17 protein-coding genes are annotated in these 21464 nt (G+C 65.9%); 8 read left to right on the top strand and 9 right to left on the bottom strand.

Annotated features, from left to right (window positions below):
* Positions 1-48 precede the first annotated feature (48 nt).
* From AWC27_RS26560 to AWC27_RS26550, 3 genes are read right to left on the bottom strand one after another with little or no spacing between them, the layout of a single operon-like run.
* On the bottom strand, positions 49-1716 hold the full coding sequence (locus AWC27_RS26560) for a hypothetical protein (protein WP_085673430.1): 1668 nt from the start codon (positions 1714-1716) through the stop codon (positions 49-51).
* Positions 1713-3542 carry a serine/threonine-protein kinase gene (locus AWC27_RS26555; protein WP_139837229.1) on the bottom strand — a complete coding sequence of 610 codons (1830 nt, stop codon included), beginning with the start codon at positions 3540-3542 and terminating at the stop codon, positions 1713-1715. Before AWC27_RS26555 ends, AWC27_RS26560 begins: the two co-directional genes overlap by 4 nt.
* Positions 3539-5446 (bottom strand): serine/threonine-protein kinase PknD, encoded by a 1908-nt coding sequence (locus AWC27_RS26550; RefSeq protein WP_085673504.1) that lies wholly within the window; start codon positions 5444-5446, stop codon positions 3539-3541. The genes AWC27_RS26555 and AWC27_RS26550 overlap by 4 nt, the downstream gene beginning before the upstream one ends.
* A 67-nt stretch (positions 5447-5513) precedes the next feature.
* Between AWC27_RS26550 and AWC27_RS26545 the strand changes: the two genes are divergently transcribed.
* From AWC27_RS26545 to dnaE, 3 genes are all read left to right on the top strand, one after another.
* On the top strand, positions 5514-5945 hold the full coding sequence (locus AWC27_RS26545; RefSeq protein WP_085673428.1) for a type II toxin-antitoxin system Rv0910 family toxin: 432 nt from the start codon (positions 5514-5516) through the stop codon (positions 5943-5945).
* A 6-nt stretch (positions 5946-5951) separates the two neighbouring features.
* Positions 5952-6347 (top strand): nuclear transport factor 2 family protein, encoded by a 396-nt coding sequence (locus AWC27_RS26540; RefSeq protein ID WP_139837228.1) that lies wholly within the window; start codon positions 5952-5954, stop codon positions 6345-6347.
* A 165-nt stretch (positions 6348-6512) separates the two neighbouring features.
* Positions 6513-10070, top strand: a complete 3558-nt coding sequence (gene dnaE / locus AWC27_RS26535; RefSeq protein ID WP_085673426.1) for a DNA polymerase III subunit alpha — start codon at positions 6513-6515, stop codon at positions 10068-10070.
* A gap of 1 nt (position 10071) precedes the next feature.
* Here the strand turns inward: dnaE and AWC27_RS26530 are convergent, their stop codons facing one another.
* From AWC27_RS26530 to AWC27_RS26515, 4 genes are all read right to left on the bottom strand, one after another.
* A complete protein-coding gene (locus tag AWC27_RS26530) occupies positions 10072-10428 on the bottom strand; it encodes a thiocyanate hydrolase (RefSeq protein WP_085673424.1) in 357 nt (118 codons plus the stop codon).
* Between the two features lie 10 nt (positions 10429-10438).
* Entirely contained in the window at positions 10439-11149 is a 711-nt protein-coding gene (scnC, locus tag AWC27_RS26525; RefSeq protein WP_085673422.1) for a thiocyanate hydrolase subunit gamma, read from the bottom strand.
* Positions 11150-11968, bottom strand: coding sequence for an SH3-like domain-containing protein (locus tag AWC27_RS26520; protein ID WP_245847525.1), 819 nt, complete (start codon positions 11966-11968; stop codon positions 11150-11152).
* A gap of 141 nt (positions 11969-12109) precedes the next feature.
* Positions 12110-12550: a PPOX class F420-dependent oxidoreductase gene (locus AWC27_RS26515; protein WP_085673418.1), complete on the bottom strand. Its 441-nt coding sequence runs from the start codon at positions 12548-12550 to the stop codon at positions 12110-12112.
* A gap of 47 nt (positions 12551-12597) precedes the next feature.
* Between AWC27_RS26515 and AWC27_RS26510 the strand changes: the two genes are divergently transcribed.
* The gene (locus AWC27_RS26510; RefSeq protein ID WP_085673416.1) at positions 12598-12987 is read left to right on the top strand and encodes a MerR family transcriptional regulator; all 390 of its coding nucleotides are present in this window, start codon (positions 12598-12600) and stop codon (positions 12985-12987) included.
* 6 nt (positions 12988-12993) lie between these two features.
* Here the strand turns inward: AWC27_RS26510 and AWC27_RS26505 are convergent, their stop codons facing one another.
* Positions 12994-15450: a glycosyltransferase gene (locus AWC27_RS26505; protein WP_139837227.1), complete on the bottom strand. Its 2457-nt coding sequence runs from the start codon at positions 15448-15450 to the stop codon at positions 12994-12996.
* A gap of 222 nt (positions 15451-15672) precedes the next feature.
* Here AWC27_RS26505 and fadD11 point away from each other — a divergent pair, with 222 nt between their 5' ends.
* On the top strand, positions 15673-17499 hold the full coding sequence (gene fadD11 / locus AWC27_RS26500) for a fatty acid--CoA ligase FadD11 (RefSeq protein WP_085673501.1): 1827 nt from the start codon (positions 15673-15675) through the stop codon (positions 17497-17499).
* Positions 17500-17512: 13 nt separating this feature from the next.
* Positions 17513-19414: a lysophospholipid acyltransferase gene (locus AWC27_RS26495; RefSeq protein WP_085673412.1), complete on the top strand. Its 1902-nt coding sequence runs from the start codon at positions 17513-17515 to the stop codon at positions 19412-19414.
* Here AWC27_RS26495 and AWC27_RS26490 read toward each other — a convergent pair.
* A complete protein-coding gene (locus AWC27_RS26490; protein ID WP_085673410.1) occupies positions 19386-19595 on the bottom strand; it encodes a hypothetical protein in 210 nt (69 codons plus the stop codon). The genes AWC27_RS26495 and AWC27_RS26490 overlap by 29 nt on opposite strands.
* A gap of 89 nt (positions 19596-19684) precedes the next feature.
* On the opposite strand from AWC27_RS26490, the gene AWC27_RS26485 reads away from it, so the two are divergent.
* Positions 19685-20122 (top strand): nitroreductase family deazaflavin-dependent oxidoreductase, encoded by a 438-nt coding sequence (locus AWC27_RS26485; protein WP_085673499.1) that lies wholly within the window; start codon positions 19685-19687, stop codon positions 20120-20122.
* A gap of 34 nt (positions 20123-20156) precedes the next feature.
* Positions 20157-21440 carry a threonine ammonia-lyase gene (gene ilvA, locus AWC27_RS26480; RefSeq protein WP_085673408.1) on the top strand — a complete coding sequence of 428 codons (1284 nt, stop codon included), beginning with the start codon at positions 20157-20159 and terminating at the stop codon, positions 21438-21440.
* Positions 21441-21464: the final 24 nt, after the last annotated feature.

Below are 21464 nucleotides of genomic sequence, written 5' to 3'. Positions count from 1 at the left end.
GTTGACGAAGCGGGGGGACGAAGCGGGGGTGAAACGAGGGCAGTCGCGTTAGCGGTCGGGGGGCACTCTGAGCACCTGGCCCGGTTTCGTCAAGTGCTCGGATTCGTCTTCGGTGGCCGCTGAGACGACGTAGAGATTGTTCGCCGGGTCGAAGGTCACACCGCGGGCGCGCACACCGACGGGCACCGTGACCGGATTGGTGGCGCCGACCGGCAGTTCGAACAGGCCCGTGGTGAAAGTGTCTGCGACGAACAGGTTTCCGACCGTATCGACTGCCACGGCCGAGGGTTCTTTGAGCTCGGGGAAGGGCAGCTGCGCGGGCGTGGCGGTACCGGCGGCGAGTTTGCGTACCCGGCCTTTGGCACCGCCCTTGATGCTGTCGCCGATGTAGACATTGCCGGCTTTGTCGGCTGCTATCCCGCGAGGCAGGTACAGATCGGTAATCGGCAGATCAGTCGACCGGGTGTCTCCCGGGGCGAGTTTCTTGGCCCCATATCGCAGGTCATATGTGCCGGAAAGGGCGCCGACCGCGTACACAATGCCCACGGGGTCCACCGCGACGGCATCGACGGTGACGAATCCACGGAACGGCAGCCGGATCGGGCTGGCGGAACCTACCGCCCACTCCCATACATTGCGGTGGTCGCTCAGGTAGAGCTTGCCGGCGGTATCGACTGCCAGGTCTTCGGCCAAGCGGACATCGACACCGGGGACATCGAGCGCGCTCGCACTCGCCGCACCGGGGGCCAGCCGAAAAATCTGCCGCACTGTGGAGAAGCTCAGACCGGTATCTCCCGGATCGGGTATCGAGGTCAGCACGTAGACGTTGCCGGCCGCGTCGGCCGCTACATTCTGCGGCACCTTGAGGCCCGGAAATGGCAGCTCGATGGGCTGGGAAGTGTAGGTGAATCGAGTGGGCGGGTTAGGTTGGCGAGCCGGCCCCGTGGCGCGGGTGGCGGTAGTGGTGTTGGTGTGCCGGACGAGTCGGGGAATCGCGATGGCGCCGCCGACAACGACGCCGACCGTGAGGATCACGGCTAGCGCGATCGCAATGTATCGCGGCCGTCTTTGCGCGCGCGGCACCACCGGAAAGTGGCTTACCGCTGGATTCCATTGGGGTGCAACGGGATTGATGCCAACCGACGGCCCGGTGGAGGGCAGCTGAATTATTTGGGTGGGCCCCTCAAGGTTGGGGGTGGTGGTGTCCGGTCTGGTCGGCCGGTTGCTCGGGGTGTAGTGCGGTGTGGTGGTCAGGGCATCTTGCGCGGCGGCGGCAAACTCACCGGCGCTGCGGAAAAGGGTATCGGGATTTGCGGCCAGTCCGCGCTCAACGACCTGGTCCAAGCCGACCGGGATGCCTGGTCGTAGCCGGCTCGGTGGCGCGTCGGCGCCCTCCGGCCGATTGGGGGGCGAGCCGGTCAGGCATTCGTAGAGCACGGCGGCCAGCGCGCGGATGTCGGCGCGGTAAGCCAGTTCGTCGATCACGGGTTCGGACGAACCGGGCGTGGTGGCGTCGGTCAGATAGGCGTGGCCGTTGGCGGACAGCAGGATGGTGGCCGGGGCGACCTCGCGGTGAAAGGCCCGGTTGGTGTAAGCCTCGTCGACCGCTGCCGCGATTTGGCCGACGATGTGCACCGCCTGCCGCGCGTCCATCGGCCCGACCTGGGCCAGTACCGCTTCGAGAGTGGTGTGCGCACCGGGACCCGCGGCCGTCACCCCGAAACCACCTTCAGCAGTCGATTGTTTTCGGTCAGGTAGATATTGCCGGCGGCGTCCACCGCCATGCCGCCGAACTCCTGGCGCTCTGGTGCGAACAGCGGACTGGATGCGGTGGCGCCCAGCGGGAGTTTTACCAACCGGCCCATGAGGTCTGCGTTGTCGGCCACGTAGACATTGCCGCCGGCGTCGACGGCCAGGAATTGCGCCCGGCCGAGTTGGCCGAACGGCAGCTGTGTGGGGGAGGCGGCGCCCGGGGCCAGCTTGAGCACCCGGCCCGCGTCGGCGGCATAGACGGCACCTGCGTTGTCCACCGCAACACTCTCGTAGAGCCCGTTGCCGAACGGAAGAACGCTCGGGTCGGTGGCGCCGACGGCCAGTTCGAGTACCTGGTAGCGGCTGGCCACGTACACATTGCCGGCGGGGTCGGCGGCGACACCGGTGGGCAGAATCCCGCTGAACGGCAGCTCGGTGGGTGCGCCGGCTCCGGCAGCCAATTTCAGCACCCGACCCGCTCCCTCACGGTTCCAGTCGGTTACGAACACATCGCCGGCCGCGTTGACTGTCACCTGCTTGGGCTTGGTGAGCCCGCCGAAAGGCATCTCGGTGGGTGCGGACGCGCCGGCAGCCAACTTCAGCACCCTGGGGTTCAGCGGGTCGAGGACATAGACGTTGCCGTCCTTGTCTACCGCGACACCACCGAGGCTGCCGGAGCCGACGACCGGCAGCGGGGTCGCCTTGAGCGGTGGCAGCGAACTCGGTGTCGCCGGCAATGTCGTGGAAGCGGGTAGCGATGCCGGGCTGGTGTTGGTGGCCCGCTGGGCGGGGGCGCGGTGGTCGACGATCGCGACGACGACGGCGATGCCGGCCAAGACGGCCGCCACGCCTCCCAGGGCGACGGCGGCGATGATCGCGCCGCGCCGACGGGAATTGCCGGGGCGCAGTGGCGTCGTCGGCGCAAATTGTTGCGCCCAAATACGTTCCGGCACAGCCGTATTCAGGGCCTGCTGTGCTGCGGCGGCCAGTTCGCCGGCGGTACGGAACCGGTGGTCGGGGTTTTTGGCCATGCCACGCGCAATGACCTCGTCGAATCCCACTGGAACCCCGGGGCGTTGCTGGCTGGGGCGGGGCGGCGGAGCGGTCAAGTGCGCAGCGACCAGCGCAGGAATCTCGTCTCGGAGATAGGGCATCGACCCGGTCAGGCATTCGTACAGCACACAAGCCAATGCGTAGATGTCGGCTCCGGGGGTGACCCGGCCGGATGCGAGTCGTTCGGGCGCCAGGTACGCGAATGAACCGATGGTCGTGCCCTCGCTGGTGAGTTTGGTGTCAGTGGCGGCGTTGGCCAACCCGAAATCCACCAGGCAGGCGAAGTCGTCATTGCCGAGCAGAATGTTGGCCGGCTTGACGTCGCGGTGAATCACCTGCTGAGCGTGTGCGGCGTCCAGCGCCCCGGCGATCTGGCGCACGATGTGCACCGCTCGGGCTGGGTCCAGCGCCCCGCCGCGATCGAGAACGCCCTGCAGGTCGGTGCCGTCGATGAGGCGCATGTCGATGTAGAGCTGCCCGTCGATTTCTCCGCAGCTGTGGATGGGTACCACGTGTGGCTCGTGCAGTCGTCCCGCGGTGCGGGCCTCTCTGAACAAACGTTCCCGAAACGCCGGGTTGTGCGAGTAGCTGCTGCTCAGCAGTTTCAACGCCACCACGCGATTCATGGTGGTGTCCTCGGCTTGGTAGACCTCGCCGAATCCGCCGCTGCCCAACAGCTTCAACAGCAGGTACGGCCCGAAGCGCGTACCGACCCGGGAGCCCGGCGAGTGGTTCACGACGCGGCGCCGAGTTCGAGCACCTTGCCCGTCGCGCACTTGTCGACGCGCTGGCAGTCGACGACAAAGATGTCGCCGTCGTTGTCGACCGCCACACCGAACGGGTAGTTGAGCCCGGGGAAGTGAAAGTCGCCAGCGGTGGTCGCGCCGGCCGGCAGCTTCAGCAGCCGATGCTTGTTGGGGTCCGAGACGTAGACGTTCTTGTCCTTGTCCACCGCGACGCCATAGGGGCGATCGAGTCCCGCGAACGGCAACTCGGTGGGGGTGTCGGCTTCGGCGGGCAACTTCAGCACCCGCCGCTCGTCGGAGTCGACGATGTAGAGCGTGCCGTCGTTGTCCACTGCTACGGCCGCGGGCGAACTCAACGCGGTGGTAGGCATCAACCGGATGGGGCTCGTAGCCCCGGCGGTGAGCTTCAGCACCTGCTTCGAACCCTGGTCGGCGACATAGAGGCTGCCGTCTTTTCCTATCGCCACGCCGACCGGATTCCCCAGATGGCCGAACGGCACCAGCGAGGGGCCCCGCGCTCCCGGCGCCAACTTCCACACCCCGGGCGCGTGCGTGTCTGCGGCGTACACATTGCCTGCCGCATCCACCGCCACCCCGAAGGCGTAGATCTCCCCGAACGGGAGCTCAGTCGTAGTCGTTTGGCCCGGAGCCAGTTTCAGGACCTGGCCTTCTGGGACCTGTACCCCCAGCTCGGCGGCATAGACCGTGCCGGCAGCGTCCACGGCTACGCCGCGGGCCTCCGTCAATGCGGGGAACGGCAGTGTGGTGGGGGTGGTCGACGAGGGGCGCGGCTTGCTCATCGCGGGATGCGGGGCTGAGCCGGGCCACGCGACCACCCAGATTGCCAGGACCGCGGCGACGGCGGCGACGAGAGTGACCGCGGCGACGGTGATCAGGGTGCGGCGCCGCGATTTCGACCGTGAGGGCAGCTGGTAGGGGAGGGACGGAGCCAGGGTTGGCGCTTGCGTGGGCCCGGGCGGGTACTGCGGGTGTTGCCAGGGTGCTGTGGTCGGCGCGTACTGCGGCTGGTGAGGCGGACTGGCTCCCAGCGCGCGCTCGGCGGCGGCCGCCAGTTCGCCGGCGCTGCGGTACCGGGCGTCGGGGTTCTTGGCCAGGCCGCGCGCGATGACTTCGTCGAACCCCGGCGGAACGCCGGGCCGCTTCTGGCTGGGCAGCGGGATCGGCGCGAAGATCTGCGCGTTCATCAGTTCATGCAGATCGCGGTGTTGGGCATAGGGCGGCTCGCCGGTGAGGAATTCGTAGAGCACACAGGCGAGCGCATAGACATCGCAGCGGTGGTCCACCGGGGCGTTGGTAAGTCGTTCCGGGGCGACGTAATCGAAGGTGCCGACGGCGCTGCCCGGCTTGGTCAGTCGAGCATCACCGGCCGCGTTGGCCAGCCCGAAATCGACCAGGCTGGCGAAGTCGTCGCCGGAGACCAGGATGTTGGCGGGTTTGACGTCCCGATGAATCACCCTCTCGGCGTGGGCGGCATCCAGGGCCGCGGCGATCTGGCGGACGATGGCCACCGCCCGGGCCGGCTCCAGCCTGCCCTCGCGTTGCAGCACCGTTTCCAGGTCAACGCCCCGGACCAGTCGCATATCGATGTAGACCTGACCGTCGATCTCGCCGCAGCCGTGGATGGGCAGCACGTGCGGTTCGCGCAGCCGCCCGGCGGTGCGAGCCTCGCGGAACAGCCGTTCGCGGAACACGGGGTTCTGAGAAAAACTGCTGCCCAGTAGCTTCAGCGCCACAGTGCGGTGCATGGTGGTGTCTTCGGCTTCATACACCTCGCCGAACCCGCCGCTGCCCAAGAGCCGGATGAGCCGATACGGTCCGAACAGCGAACCCGCCCGAGCATCGGCTGGTTGGCTGACCGCCGAGTCCTCGACCACACCCACCCCCAATCGACGCTTGCCGCCGAGCGTAACCCGGCAGTCTGGCGGCAGTTAGGCTCAGCCGATGGCTTCCGTTGAGATGAGCTCCGACGTACCGATGAGCCCCCAGGACATGTGGGACCACGTGTCGGACCTGTCGGAGTTGGGCGAATGGCTCGTGATGCACGAGGGCTGGCGCAGTGAGCTGCCCGACGAGATCACCGAAGGCACCGAAATCGTCGGCGTGGCTAGGTCCAAGGGGTTGCGCAACAGGGTGACCTGGACGGTCACCAAGTGGGACCCGCCGCACCAGATGGCGATGTCAGGCAACGGCAAGGGCGGAGCAAAGTACGGAGTGACCGTCACCGTGACGGCGAACGAAGACGGGTCCACCATGGGTCTGCGCCTCGAGCTGGGCGGGCGGGCGCTGTTCGGTCCCGTCGGTTCGGCCGCGGCGCGCGCCGTCAAGGGTGACGTGGAAAAGTCGCTGAAACTGTTCGTCGAGCGCTACGCGTAGCGAATATTGGCTTTCCACCAAGCGACCGCGGTTGCCCAGCGGTTCGTTCAAGCTTTCTCAGCCGCCGATCTCGACGCGATGGGACAGTTGCTCGCTGCCGATGTCACCGCCCACATCACCAACGCCGACGGTGAAATCGACGAGGTCGTAGGACGCGAGCCCTACCTGCGCCGAATCGAGGCGATGCAGCTGCCGGCGGTCCGCTTCAGTATCGAGCTGACGCAGCCTCCGGTGGCTGTCGGTCCCGACCGGGCCTTGATCATGGTCGAAGTTGCGGCCCGGAAGGAAGACAGGTCGCTGCGCAACTATGCTGCGCACCTGCTGCGAATCTCGGACGGCAAGATCGCCGAGTGGTGGATGGTGGATGCGAAACCTGCTGAGAGTGCGCGGTTCTGGAGCTGAATCCGGCGAGACGGCGATGTGAACGAGCCGCGGTCACCGTTGCCCGGGTGGTGCCGTCGCGGCGCAAGATAAAGACGTGGAGGACCGCCCTTGGTACGTTCCGCCGAGACACACTTCGCGACACGCCCGTCCTGTGTCGGTGCTCGGTCATAGACTGGCGTCCCTATGAACGGTTCTTCGTCGGGGTCCTCCTTCGTGCACCTGCACAACCACACCGAGTATTCGATGCTCGACGGTGCCGCGAAGATCACCCCGATGCTGGCCGAGGTCGAGCGGCTGGAGATGCCCGCGATCGGGATGACCGACCACGGAAACATGTTCGGCGCCAGCGAGTTCTACAACACCGCTACCAAGGCCGGGGTCAAGCCGATCATCGGCGTGGAGGCGTATATAGCTCCCGCTTCCCGTTTTGATACCCGCCGCATTCTCTGGGGTGATCCCAGCCAGAAATCCGACGACGTCTCCGGCAGCGGTTCCTACACGCACCTGACCATGGTGGCCGAGAACGCGACCGGCCTGCGCAACCTTTTCAAGCTGTCCTCGCTGGCCTCGTTCGAAGGCCAGCTCGGCAAGTGGTCACGCATGGATGCTGAACTCGTCGCCGAACACGCCGAGGGCATCATCGCCACCACCGGCTGCCCGTCGGGCGAGGTCCAGACCAGGCTGCGGCTAGGCCATGTCAACGAGGCGCTGGAGTCGGCGGCGAAGTGGCGCGAGATCTTCGGGGCCGACAACTACTTCCTCGAACTCATGGACCACGGGCTCTCGATCGAACAGCGGGTCCGCGAGGGTCTGCTCGAGATCGGCCGCAAGCTGAACATTCCGCCGCTGGCCACCAACGACTGCCACTACGTCACCCGCGACGCCGCGCACAACCACGAGGCGCTGTTGTGTGTGCAGACCGGTAAGACGCTGTCGGACCCCAACCGGTTCAAGTTCGACGGCGACGGCTACTACCTGAAGTCAGCTGCCGAGATGCGCAAGCTCTGGGACGACGAGGTGCCCGGCGCGTGCGACTCGACCCTGCTGATCGCCGAGCGGGTGCAGTCCTACGCCGACGTGTGGACTCCGCGCGACCGGATGCCGATCTTCCCGGTTCCCGAGGGCCACGACCAAGCGTCCTGGCTGCACCACGAGGTGATGGCGGGGCTGCAGCGACGGTTTCCCGCCGGCGTCGGACAGGACTACCTCGACCGCGCCGAGTACGAGATCAAGGTTATCTGCGACAAGGGTTTCCCCGCGTACTTCCTGATCGTGGCCGACCTGATCAATCACGCGCGGTCCATCGATATCCGGGTCGGACCGGGCCGTGGTTCGGCGGCGGGTTCGCTGGTGGCCTACGCGCTGGGCATCACCAACATCGATCCCATCCCGCACGGTCTGCTGTTCGAGCGCTTCCTCAACCCCGAGCGGCCGTCGGCACCCGACATCGACATCGACTTCGACGACCGTCGCCGCGGCGAGATGGTGCGCTACGCCGCCGAAAAGTGGGGCCAGGATCGTGTCGCCCAGGTCATCACCTTCGGCACCATTAAAACCAAAGCGGCCCTGAAGGATTCGGCCCGGATCCACTATGGGCAGCCCGGGTTCGCCATCGCCGACCGGATCACCAAGGCGCTGCCGCCGGCCATCATGGCCAAAGACATCCCGCTGTCGGGGATCACCGATCCCGCCCACGAGCGGTTCAAGGAAGCGGCTGAGGTCCGCAGCCTGATCGAAACCGACCCGGACGTGCGCACCATCTACCAAACGGCCCGCGGCTTGGAAGGCCTGATCCGCAACGCCGGTGTGCATGCGTGCGCGGTGATCATGAGCAGTGAGCCGCTGACCGAGGCCATCCCACTGTGGAAACGGCCGCAGGACGGGGCCATCATCACCGGCTGGGACTACCCGTCGTGCGAGGCCATCGGCCTGCTGAAGATGGACTTCCTGGGTCTGCGCAACCTGACGATCATCGGCGACGCGATCGAAAACATCAAAGCCAACCGGGGAATCGACCTCGACCTGGAATCGGTGCCCCTCGACGACGGCCCCACCTACGAGCTGCTGGGTCGCGGCGACACCCTGGGCGTGTTCCAGCTCGACGGCGGGCCGATGCGCGACCTGCTGCGCCGCATGCAGCCCACCGAGTTCAACGACATCGTGGCCGTGCTGGCGCTGTACCGGCCCGGGCCGATGGGCATGAACGCCCACAACGACTACGCCGACCGCAAGAACAACCGCCAGCCGATCAAGCCGATCCATCCCGAGCTCGAGGAACCGCTGCGCGAGATCCTCGCCGAGACCTACGGGCTGATCGTCTATCAAGAGCAGATCATGTTCATCGCCCAGAAGGTCGCCTCGTACACGATGGGCAAGGCCGACGCGCTGCGCAAAGCAATGGGCAAGAAGAAACTCGAAGTGCTGGAAGCCGAGTACAAGGGCTTCTACGAAGGCATGACCGCCAACGGTTTCTCCGAGCGTGCGGTGAAAGCGTTGTGGGACACCATTCTTCCGTTCGCCGGGTATGCGTTCAACAAGTCACATGCCGCAGGCTACGGCCTGGTGTCCTACTGGACGGCTTACCTGAAGGCCAACTATCCCGGCGAATACATGGCCGGCCTGCTCACCTCGGTCGGCGACGACAAAGACAAGGCGGCCGTGTACCTGGCCGACTGCCGCAAGCTGGGCATCACGGTGCTGCCGCCGGACGTCAACGAATCTCTGGTGAACTTCGCCTCGGTGGGCACCGATATCCGCTTCGGGCTGGGCGCGGTGCGCAATGTCGGCGCCAACGTCGTCAACTCGCTGATCAACACCCGCAACGACAAGGGCAAGTTCACCGACTTCTCGGATTACCTGAACAAGATCGACATCTCGGCGTGCAACAAGAAGGTCACCGAGTCGCTGATCAAGGCGGGCGCGTTCGATTCGCTGGGCCATGCTCGCAAGGGGCTTTTCCTGGTGCACACCGACGCGGTGGACTCGGTGCTGGGCACCAAGAAGGCCGAGGCGATGGGCCAGTTCGACCTGTTCGGCGGCTCCAACGATGGCGACGGCGCCGCTGGCGACCCTGTATTCACCATCAAGGTTCCCGACGATGAGTGGGAGGACAAACACAAGCTGGCCTTAGAGCGCGAGATGCTGGGGCTGTACGTGTCCGGGCATCCGCTCAACAAGGTCGCGCACCTGCTCGCCACCCAGGTCGACACCGCCATCCCCGCGATCCTGGACGGCGACATCCCCAACGACACCCAGGTCCGCGTCGGCGGCATCCTTGCCTCGGTGAACCGTCGCGTCAACAAGAACGGAATGCCCTGGGCCTCAGCGCAACTGGAAGACCTTACCGGCGGTATCGAGGTGATGTTCTTCCCGCACACGTACTCCAACTACGGTGCCGACATCGCCGACGACACCGTGGTCCTGGTCAATGCGAAGGTGGCCATTCGCGATGACCGCACCAGCTTGATCGCCAATGAGCTTGTGGTGCCGGACTTTTCCAGCGCACAGACGGACCGGCCACTGGCCGTCAGCTTGCCCACGCGGCAGTGCACCATCGACAAGGTCAGTGCGCTAAAGCAAGTGCTGGCCCGTCACCCCGGAACCTCCCAGGTGCATCTGCGGCTCATCAGCGGCGACCGGATCACCACACTGGAGCTCGATCAGTCGCTGCGGGTAACGCCGTCGCCGGCGCTGATGGGGGACCTCAAGGAGCTGCTCGGTCCGGGCTGCCTCGGCAGTTAGGCTAGCCGGCTTCCAGCCGCGCACGAACTGCCGCCATGCGGTCGGCCAGTGCCGCCTCATCGATGACGTCTCGGGCGACGAGGGAGTGCGCCAGCGCGACGAGCTGGGTCTCGGGATACGGCAGGTTTGCATACACCTCTTCGGCAAGGCGGTCCTCGTCTTGCCGGCGCGTCAGCGGCAATAGCGCTGTGCCTGCCCTGTCGAGCGCCTCGCACATCCCTTCGAGGCTGGACTTCCAGGGAGGTACCGGATTCGTCACGCCGTACTTCTCGGCCATCTGCGGCCAGGCGTGTCCGCTTTCGGCAATGCGCGCCAGCGTTTGCACAGTGGTCTCGGTGACGTCGATTTCGCGAGCCATCCGTTGGCCCTCAGTAGTTTTCGGCGGGGCGGACCGCGGGGTGCACGGGTCGGTCCGCGTTGGATGTCACCCCGGGCTTGGGCAGAGCAACACCGATCATGCAGTCACGCGTCACGATCTCGGCGAGTTGCTCTTCACTCCAGCCCTCGGTCCCGTCCGGCCGGACCGGCAGGACGAGGAACCTGTGTTTGGAATTGGAGTCCTCGACACGGATCTCGACACTGTCCGGCAGGTAGAGGCCGAACTCCGCGAGCACCTGGCGCGGCCAGCGCACAATGCGGCGCCGATAATTCGGTGTCCGGTACCACTCGGGCGAGTTTCCCAGCAGCGGCCGGGGATAGCAGGAGCACAGAGTGCACACGATCACGTGGTGCAGGGTCGGAGTGTCCTCGAGCACGTGCAGTGCGGTGAAGTCGCTCGGCGTTCCGAAGCCGGTGGGATGTAACCAGTCGATTCCCACCTCACGGCTGGCGGCAATCGGGTCATCGAGGGCCAGCTTCTTGAAGTCCGGATCAACCCAGGCCTTGGCGACAAACCGGGCGCCCGGTGCCGGGCCGATCTGCTCGACGAACTCGGTGTAGTGGCGATGATCTTCGGCAGTAAACAGGCCCTTCTCAATCGCCAACTCGCGCAACGCGATTTCCAGCACCTCGAAGTCGGTGACTTCCTCAACCATCGGTGCCCCGTGGGGCTCGTGGTTCGCCTCGCCGTCGTGTGTCATCTACTGATCCCGATCATCTAGTGGCTGCAGCCAGCGTTCCGATATCTCCGCCTGCAGCGTGTCGCTCGGGCAGCCCTGGTAGGGCTCCCACAGGTCGGTCATCTTGAAGCGCACAATGTAGAACCACTCCGGGTCTTGATCCTCGCGGTCGAACGCCTCGTCTTCGGCCGCCAAACTTTCATACGTAACTTTTACGACGGTGCCGGGTTTGCCGCGCAGATATTCCTGGGTGCGCGTGTAGAAGATGGTGGGCAGATCACGCACCAGGACCGGGTCGCCGACCGCGAACCTGGCGGCACCGGCCATTCCAGCGAAACATTGCGGATCTCCCTTGCCAAGGGCTTCGAGGTGGTGCTCGTTTCTTGGGACGGCTTTCGCGTCGCCGGCCGAGCGCGGCATGGGTTCCAGTGGTGTGTTGCCGGCATTGGCGCGTGCGCGTACTTCGCTTGCTCGCTCGATCAACTCACCAAGGGTGATGTGGCGCTTGTCGATAAGGCAGCGCGCCGCCGCCAATACCCAGCGGCCGTAGTAGGGGAAGCCGAGATACTGCATCCGTCCAACATCGACGTTGCCGAGCCGTCTGCGCTCCTCGGAGGTCCAGATGCCCCGCCAGCCGAGGACTTCACACGTCACAAACGTGTCGAGCTCCCACTGCTCCTCCTCTTTCTCCTCGTACGTTGCCGGGGCGTCCGGTTCACCACCGACGTCGTGCGAGGTCTTCATGAAGGCGCGAAAGAGGTCATGACCCAGCTCATCGGGATAGGCCCAGTCGTGGAGCCGATGACTCGCTATGCGCAACTGGCTAACCAGGTCGCCCATCACAGAGTTCGCCATGGATACCAACCCTCAAATCAGAAGTGAGAGTGCTCAGTTCAGTCACCGTAGCACCGACCGTGGACGGCGTCGAAGTGCTCGAACGGCGACCAGAGTCGGCCCGGCATCATCGCCGTGCCGGCAACATTATGCAGGGTCAATTCGGACGATGACGCTGTCGTGCCACACCCCGCGATCACGTGCGCGCCGCAACTTTTCCCGAAACGGCAGATCCCGGTGCACATTGGTCACGCCCGGAATCTTGAGCAGCGGCACGATATTCCACTGCCAGCCATAGCGCTTGTGCAGCACGCGGTTGGCCCGCTCGGCCTCTTCGCCGGACAGCACGGTGGCCCGCCCGGCCATCGTCGGTGCGCCTGGCCGTACCCGGCCCCGGTAGTCGCATGCGGCGAGTTCAACCTCGGGCCGGTTGGTCAATCGCTTGGTCTTGGGACCGACCTTGGTGCGGAATAGCAACGCGTCGCCCTCGAAACCGAACCAGATGGGGGTGTCGACGGGCGTGCCGTCGCGGCGAAAGGTTCGCAGCAGCGCGTATTGGGCGCTTTTCAGTGGGTGAAGTGTGTGCATGACACCCAGTTAACGACTTAGAGTTGACTCTAAGTCAAGCATGGGAGGTGGCGGTGGGCCTGAGCATTGGAGAGGTGGCGCGCGGGTCCGGGGTCGCGGCGACCACACTGCGCTACTACGAGAAGCTGGGCTTGTTGCCGGCCCCGGCGCGGCTCGGCGGTCAACGCCGCTACGACGACTCGGTTCTGGCGCGCCTCGAAGTGATCCGGCTGTGCAAGGCCGCGGGGTTCGCGCTGGACGAGATCCAGCTGCTGTTCGCCGATGACGAGCCGGGCCGGCCCGTCAGCCGCGCACTGGCCGAGGCGAAGATCGCCGAAATCGACAGCCAAATGGCGTCGCTGGCCAAAGCGCGAGCCGTCATCGAGTGGGGCATGCGATGCGCGTGCCCGTCGATTGACGCCTGCACGTGCGGAATCCATACAGCGGTGCCGGCCTGAGCGGCATCACTGCCCGCTACGCGCCGTGAACAGCTCGGGATGGACCATGTCCAGCGGCCCGGTCGTTTCGGGCCACCCGCGCTCGCGGGCGACCTCGTCCGTGGCGTAGACGACCAGGTTCTGGCGGTACCACCACTCACACCGCTCGTCCCGCCACAGTTTGCCGCGCAGCAGGTCGTATGGACGGTAGCCGTGGGTGGCAAACAGGTTCGCCCAATAAGTCGGCCATCTCTCGTTCAGATGACCGGTTCCGCCCTGGCCTGGGACGGCCGCGGAGAAGGCGATCGTGTCGGCATGCCGGCACAGGCTGTCGACGAGTGTCTCGGCGGCGTCAGGGGGCAGGTGTTCGGCGACTTCAAGGCACGTGACCATGTCGAATCGACGGCCGAGGTCCAGCGGGGCGCTGAGGTCGTGGGCACGGAAGCGTTCCGGTGAGACGCACAACTGGTCCAGCGGGACGTAGTCGCCGTCCACCCCGATCGCGTCGGCGCCGTTGTCAAGCCAGACGCCGACCCATCCGCCGACCCCGCAACCGACGTCGAGCACCGAACCCGGCCGGGTCAATGCGGCCAGCATCGGCACGATCACCCGGGCCGAGGCGGCCGACCCGGCACCCTGCCAGTGATAGAAGGCCGGGGTGTAGAGGGTTGACTTGGTGCTCACCTCGGCCTGAGGCTGCGCGGCCTGCGGCAATGCGTTGATGCAGAGCACCTCGTCGAGGCTGGCGGCGAGCAGTCCGGCGGCGCCGGCCGGCCCGCCAAGCTCGGCGAGAAGATCGGCAGCGGTGTCATCCAGGCCGCCCGCCTGATCCAGTCGTGCCGTGTCGAACATCGCCGGGCCACGCGCCGGCTTGTCAGTGATGGCGTAACGACCGGCACCGGGTGCTCGGCGCACATCTTGCTCGGCCGCGCAGGTGCCGGTCAGCTGCGCCGAATCCGCGAAATTGATACTCACCTGGATTACCCGCGCTTCGGCGTCGAGCACCGCGATGAGGCGGCCGATCAGGTTCTCCGGTGCAAAGAATTGCCAGCCTTGGCCCAGATGCAGCCAGAACCGCCCGCCGATCTGGGCGCGGATTCGTCCAAGCTGAACACCGGTTGCGGGATCGGCGAATTCGAGAAATCCGTACCGCTCGCACAACAGCGTCCGATCCCGCGGCGAGAGCCCGGCATCGATCACCAGGAAGCGGCCGACCCGCGATACGTCGGTGCAGCAGTTCAGGAATGAGTTCAGCGTCTGCTCGGTGCTGGTGCGATCCGGACCGGCAACCAGGCTGACGGTCACCTCGGCGTCACGCTGGCCACCGCGCTGCAGGGATTGCACCAGCGGTGTGGCTGGATACGCCAAAGCCGCATCGAGCATCGTAGGCACGCAGCCGTCGCGGTTGCGGATGATCCGTTGCCGGTCGTCGTCGGGAATATCTGGCAGGGCGGCCAGCCGACGGCACAGGGTGAAGGCTTCGGCATACTTGCCGATCCAGGATGCACAAACCGCCTGCTCGTCGGTGGCGTGCCAGGCATAGATATTTCCGCAGACGAACAACGTGTCCTCGTCGGGGAAGGGGATGGCGGCGGCACGTTCGGCGAACAGGTAGCCCAGGGTGTAGCGCTGGTCGATGCGGTACTGGCGGGCGATTTCATACAGCGGCTCGGCTCGGGTCGGCCGGAACTCCCAGGCTCGCAGGTAGGCGTCCTGAACATCGGGCCAAGGTTCGTTGAGTTGCGCCATTGACACGGCTATGCGCCACAGCGAGTAGTAGACCTCCTCTTCATAGCCACCCAGCTCGGTTCGCCGGGTGTACCACTGGCGTGCCTTGGCGAAATCGCGCAGACAGAAATAAGTCTGGGCCAGGTAGAAGACCGACCGGGCATCCTCGGGGTTGCGCTCGACCTCGGCCAGCAACAGATCGCGGTCGTTGGTGTGTTTGGTTCCAGATACATTGCGGGCGCCGATGTTCCGGTACTGGACGTAGTAGTCGCCGGTCAACTTCTCCTCGACGCAGGAGTGGTCCCACGCGGCGTATTCATGGGTCACACCCACCCAGCGCGCGGGTGCGCCGTCGCGGAACAGCAGCGGTCGCCAAAAGATGTCGGAAGTGGTGTCCACGCAGCGCAGCCAGTAGACGTCGGCGTGGAGCCGGGAGAAGTCGGGCGCGCCCAAGACCGTGTCGTCGGCGTCCATCACCCAGATGTAGTCGCCGTGCCCCTGCGCAAGCGCCAGGGCTTCGGTCCGGTTGTCGCCGAAGTTGCGCCACGGCCGTTCGTGCAGTTGACCCGAGATGCCCAGACGGGCCATGTGGTTTCGGATCAGGTCCTGCGTACCGTCGGTCGAGCCGGTGTCCACGATCACCCACGAGCTGATGTAGGGCGCGACCACGTCGAGCGCCTCCGCGACCACGCGCGCCTCGTTCCGCACGATCATGTTGAGGCAGATCGCAGGGCGGGAGGCTGCGGGGCAGGGCACGGCCAGATCGTACCCAGCAATCCCGTGGCCAGGGCTGATATCGCCCAAGCTCCGTCTGATTGCGCCCAGTCGCGACGTCGAATAGCGTAAATCCGTTGGTATTCAATGGAATTCAGTCGGATGCGGGCAGCGCCCCGGATGCGGGCGGTGCCCGGATCGCTGCGCCGGGCTAGGGGAGGGTATTCCGTGCCGTTTGACCTCGGACGTACGCTCACCGGTGTGATGCGAACGACGGAGCCTCCGGCGACCATGTGTGAGGCCTTTCAACGCAATGCGGTCATCGACCCGGACGCCGTGGCGCTGCGCACACCGGGCGACGCCCAGACGCTGACCTGGCGCGAGTACGCCGCGCAGGTGCGCCAGGTGGCAGCCGGCCTCGCCGGTTTGGGGGTGCGCCGCGGCGACACCGTTTCACTGATGATGGCGAACCGGATCGAGTTCTATCCGCTGGAGGTGGGCGCTCAACACGTTGGCGCCACATCGTTTTCGGCATACAACACCCTTCCCGCCGAACAACTGACCTACCTGTTCGACAACGCCGGCACCAAGGTCGCGATCTGCGAGGAGCAGTACGTGGACCGAATCCGCGCCAGCGGCGCACCCCTCGAGCACATCGTCTGCGTCGACGGGTCGCCACCCGGAACGCTTTCGCTGGAAGACCTCTATGCGGCGGCCGAGCCGGACTTCGACTTCGACTCCACCTGGCGGGCCGTACAACCCGAGGACGTCATCACGCTGATCTACACCTCGGGCACCACCGGAAACCCCAAGGGCGTCGAGATGACGCACACGAATCTGCTGTTCGAGGGATATGGTCTCGCAGACGTGCTGGGCGTCGAGTTCGGTGATCGGGTCACCTCCTTCCTGCCGACGGCACACATCGCCGACCGGATGATGGGTTTGTACATGCAGGAGATGTTCGGCACGCAGGTCACAGTGGTCGGCGACGGGCGCAAGATCGCGGCCGCGCTGGCCGACGTCCGTCCCACGGTGTGGGGCGCCGTGCCGCGGGTATGGGAAAAGCTCAAGGCCGGAATCGAATTCATGGTCGGACACGAAACCGATGAGACCAAGCTGGCCGCGCTGCAGTGGGCGATGGCGGCGGCCGGGCGACGCGCCGCGGCCCTGCTTGCCGGTCAGCCCATGCCGGATGAGGCCGCGGCCGAATGGGCCAAGGCCGACGAGCTGGTGCTGTCCAGGCTGCGCGAGCGGCTAGGCTTCGGCGAACTGCGCTGGGCGGTCTCGGGTGCGGCGCCGATCCCCAGGGAGACGCTGGCGTTTTTCGCCGGCATCGGCATACCGATCGCCGAAATCTGGGGAATGTCCGAACTCAGCTGCGCCGCCAGCGTCAGTCATCCGCGCGACGCACGCCTGGGTAGCGTCGGCAAACTGCTGCCCGGGCTGGAAGGCAAGATCGCCGACGACGGCGAGTACCTCATCCGCGGCCCGTTGGTGATGAAGGGCTATCGGCGTGAGCCCGAGAAGACCGCCGAGGCGATCGACGCCGACGGCTGGCTGCACACCGGAGACATCATCGACGTCGACTCCGACGGGTACTTACGGGTGGTGGACCGCAAGAAGGAGTTGATCATCAATGCGGCCGGAAAGAACATGTCGCCGGCCAATATCGAGAACACCATCCTGGCCGCGTGTCCGATGGTGGGTGTGATGATGGCGGTCGGCGACGGAAGGCCTTACAACACCGCGCTTTTGGTCTTCGACGCCGATTCGGTCGGCCCGTATGCGGCTCAGCACGGACTGTCCGACGCGTCGCCGGCGGCCCTGGCAGCCGATCCCGAGGTGATCGCGCGCATCGCGGCGGGGGTGGCCGAGGGCAATGCGAAACTCTCGCGGGTCGAGCAGATCAAGCGGTTTCGCATCCTGCCCAGCTTGTGGGAACCGGGTGGTGACGAAATCACGCTGACGATGAAGCTCAAGCGCCGGCCGATCCTCGCCAAATACTCCGCGGAAATCGACGAACTCTACGCACCTGAGCCGGGTCCGGGAATCCACGAGCCGGCCTCGGCGTCAACGGTCCAACCGGCGTGATGGGGGAGAAGCGGTGACTGCACGGGAGGTCGGGCGCGTCGGGTTGCGAAAGTTGTTGCAGCGCAGCGGCATTGTTGAGGAGGCCACAACACCGCTGTCGACCGACCCGGCCGAGGTCGGCCAGCTGCTGGACGCGCAATGGTTCGGCGAGCGGCTGGACGCGCTGGCCGACGAGCTGGGCCGCGACCCTGAAAGTGTGCGGGTGGAGGCGGCCGGCTACCTGCGCGAAGTAGCCGCGTCGATGGACGAGCGCGCGGTGCAGGCCTGGCGCGGCTTCAGCCGGTGGCTGATGCGGGCCTACGACGTGCTGGTCGATGAGGACCAGATCGCAGCGTTACGTGCGCTGGATCGCAAGGCGACGCTGGCGTTTGCGTTTTCGCATCGCTCCTATCTCGATGGATTACTGCTGCCCGAGGTCATCGTGGCCAACCGCCTGTCGGCGGCGCTGACCTTCGGCGGCTCCAACCTCAACTTCTTCCCGATGGGCGGCTTCGCCAAGCGCACCGGGACGATCTTCATCCGACGGCAGACCAAGGACATTCCGGTCTATCGGTTCGTGCTGCGGGCATACACCGCGCAGCTGGTGCAGAACCACGTCAACCTGACCTGGTCGATCGAAGGCGGGCGGACCAGGACCGGCAAGCTACGGCCGCCGGTATTCGGCATCCTGCGTTACCTCACCGACGCCGTCGACGAAATCGACGGTCCCGAAGTGTATTTGGTGCCCACCTCCATCGTGTACGACCAGTTGCACGAGGTGGAGGCGATGACCAGCGAGGCATACGGCGCGGTGAAGCGGCCCGAAGACTTGCGGTTCCTGATCCGGCTGTCCCGGCAGCAAGGTGAGCGGCTGGGCCGGGCCTATCTCGATTTCGGTGACCCGCTGCCGCTGCGGAAACGGCTCGATGAACTGCGCGCTGACCCGTCGGGCACCGAGACCGTCGTCGAACGCATCGCACTGGACGTCGAACACCGGATCAACCGCGCCACGCCGGTCACCCCGACGGCGGTGGTGAGCCTGGCGCTGCTGGGCGCCGACCGCTCGTTGTCCATCAGCGAGGTGCTGGCCACGGTGCGTCCACTGGCCAGCTACATCGCGGCGCGTAACTGGACGGTCGCCGGCGCAGCGGACCTGACGAATCGCTCGACGATCCGCTGGACCCTGCATCAGATGGTCGCCTCGGGAGTGGTGAGCGTCTACGACGCCGGCACCGAGGCGGTCTGGGGCATCGGGGCCGACCGGCATCTGGTGGCGGCGTTCTACCGCAACACCGCGATTCACATCCTGGTCGATCGCGCCATCGCCGAGATGGCGCTGTTGGCAGCCACTGAGGACTCCGCGGCAGCGCAGGACGCCACCGTGGCCCCGGCTACAGTGCGCGACGCGGCGCTGAGTCTGCGCGAGTTGCTGAAATTCGAATTCCTGTTTTCCGGCCGCGCCCAGTTCGAAAAGGAACTCGCCGACGAGGTGCGGCTGATCGGGCCGGTGGCCGACACCACGAAGTCCGCCGATACAAGCGATGTGCGGCGGCTGCTGGAGTCGGCCGATCTGCTGTTGGCTCACTTGGTGTTGCGCCCGTTCCTCGACGCCTACCACATCGTCGCCGACCGGTTGGCCGCCCTCGAGGACGACGAACTCGACGAGGACGCGTTCCTGGGTGAATGTCTAGAGGTGGGCAAGCAGTGGGAGCTGCAACGCCGGATCGCCAATGCCGAGTCGAGATCGATGGAGCTGTTCAAAACCGCGCTGCGGCTGGCGCGGCATCGCGAACTGGTCGGCGGTGGCGATCACGAGCACATTGCCAAACGCCGGCGCGAATTCGCCGACGAGATTGCCACCGCGATAAGGCGGGTCAATGTCATTGCCGAATTGGCAAGAACGAGCGTCAGTCGCGCCGGTAGTCAACCGCTCTGAGCGATAGCGCCACCACGATGGCGACCGCGGTGCCACCCAGCACCGCCGGTGCGGCACTCGTCGTCACCGCTCCGACCAGCAGCAGCGCGATAAACCCCGCGACTATCGCGAACAGCTTGTGCCGTGGCCAGGGGACACCCGCGATCAGCACTTCCGAACTTTTCAGGGCAGGCCCGGTCATGAATTGAGAGTACCCGCCAGTCTTGTTTTCGGATAATCGAAACATTAGATGTGGCTGAGCTCATAAGAAGCGGGCATAGAGTGGTGGGCATGCCGCTTTTCGGTGAATACGCCCCGAGCCCCTGGGATTGGTCCCGCGAACAAGCCGAGAAGTACGCCGAATCCGGTGGCTCCGAGGCTGCCGATATGAAGGGCAAGCCCATAATCTTGCTGACCACGCTCGGAGCCAAGACCGGCAAACTCCGCAAGACCCCGCTCATGCGGGTGGAGCACGGTGGCGAGTACGCGATTGTGGCCTCGCTCGGCGGCGCCCCGAAGAACCCGGTCTGGTACCACAACGTGGTGAACAACCCGCGAGTCGAGTTGCAGGACGGCGCCGTCACCCGCGATTACGACGCCCGCGAGGTGTTCGGCGAGGAGAAGGCGGCCTGGTGGGAACGCGCCGTCGAGGCCTGGCCGGACTACGCTGAGTACCAGAAGAAGACCGAGCGCCAGATTCCGGTGTTCGTGCTGACCCCGGTGAGCTGATATCGCCTCCTCCCTGGCATGGCACCATTGATCGGTGTCCGCTGAACTGAGTCAGAGCCCGCACCCGTCACCGCTGTCTGCGGCTGACATCGACGGTGCGGCGAAGCGGATCGCTCCGGTCATTACGCCCACTCCGTTGCAGCTCAGCGATCGGCTGTCGGAGATCACCGGCGCGACCGTCTACCTCAAACGCGAAGACCTGCAGGTCGTGCGCTCCTACAAGCTGCGCGGCGCCTACAACCTGTTGGTGCAGCTATCCGACGAGGAACTGGCCGCCGGTGTGGTGTGTTCGTCTGCGGGCAACCACGCGCAGGGCTTCGCGTACGCGTGCCGGTCATTGGGCGTGCACGGCCGTGTCTATGTGCCGGCCAAGACCCCTAAGCAGAAGCGGGACCGCATCCGCTACCACGGCGGGAAGTTCATCGAGCTGATCGTGGGCGGGTCGACCTATGATTTGGCCGCTGCGGCCGCCCTCGACGACGTCGCACGAACCGGCGCCACGCTGGTACCGCCGTACGACGACGTGCGCACCATGGCCGGGCAGGGCACCATCGCCGTCGAGATACTCGAGGCACTCGACCAGGAGCCCGACCTGGTGGTGGTCCCGGTGGGCGGGGGTGGCTGCATTGCCGGCATCACCACTTATCTGGCCGAGCGGACCAGCAACACGGCCGTGCTGGGCATCGAGCCAGCCGGGGCGGCCGCGATGATGGCAGCCCTGGCCGCGGGCGAGCCGGTGACGCTGGACCATGTCGATCAGTTCGTCGACGGCGCCGCGGTAAACCGGGCGGGCACCAAGACCTATGCCGCACTGGCGGCCGCAGGCGACATGGTCTCGATCACCACCGTCGACGAGGGCGCGGTCTGCACCGCGATGCTCGACCTTTACCAGAACGAGGGCATCATCGCCGAGCCGGCCGGTGCGCTGTCCGTCGCCGGCCTGCTGGAGGCCGACATCGAGCCCGGCTCCACGGTCGTGTGTCTGATTTCCGGCGGCAACAACGATGTCTCCCGGTACGGGGAGGTGCTGGAGCGCTCGCTGGTCCACCTGGGCCTCAAGCACTACTTCCTGGTGGACTTTCCGCAGGAGCCCGGGGCGCTGCGCAGGTTCCTCGACGAGGTGCTCGGCCCAAACGACGACATCACGTTGTTCGAATACGTCAAGCGCAACAACCGCGAGACCGGGGAGGCGCTGGTCGGTGTTCAACTGGGATCGGCCGCGGACCTGGACGGGCTGCTGGGCCGGATGCGGGCGACCGAGATCCACGTCGAAAGCCTGCGGCCAGGCTCACCCGCCTACCGCTATCTGTTGCTCTAATCTTCGCGCCGCGAAGTTGCGCAG

The organism is Mycobacterium szulgai (assembly GCF_002116635.1).
Lineage (GTDB): Bacteria > Actinomycetota > Actinomycetes > Mycobacteriales > Mycobacteriaceae > Mycobacterium > Mycobacterium szulgai.
Note: the sequence above shows the minus strand (reverse complement) of the source record. Positions and strands in the feature narration are given on the sequence as shown.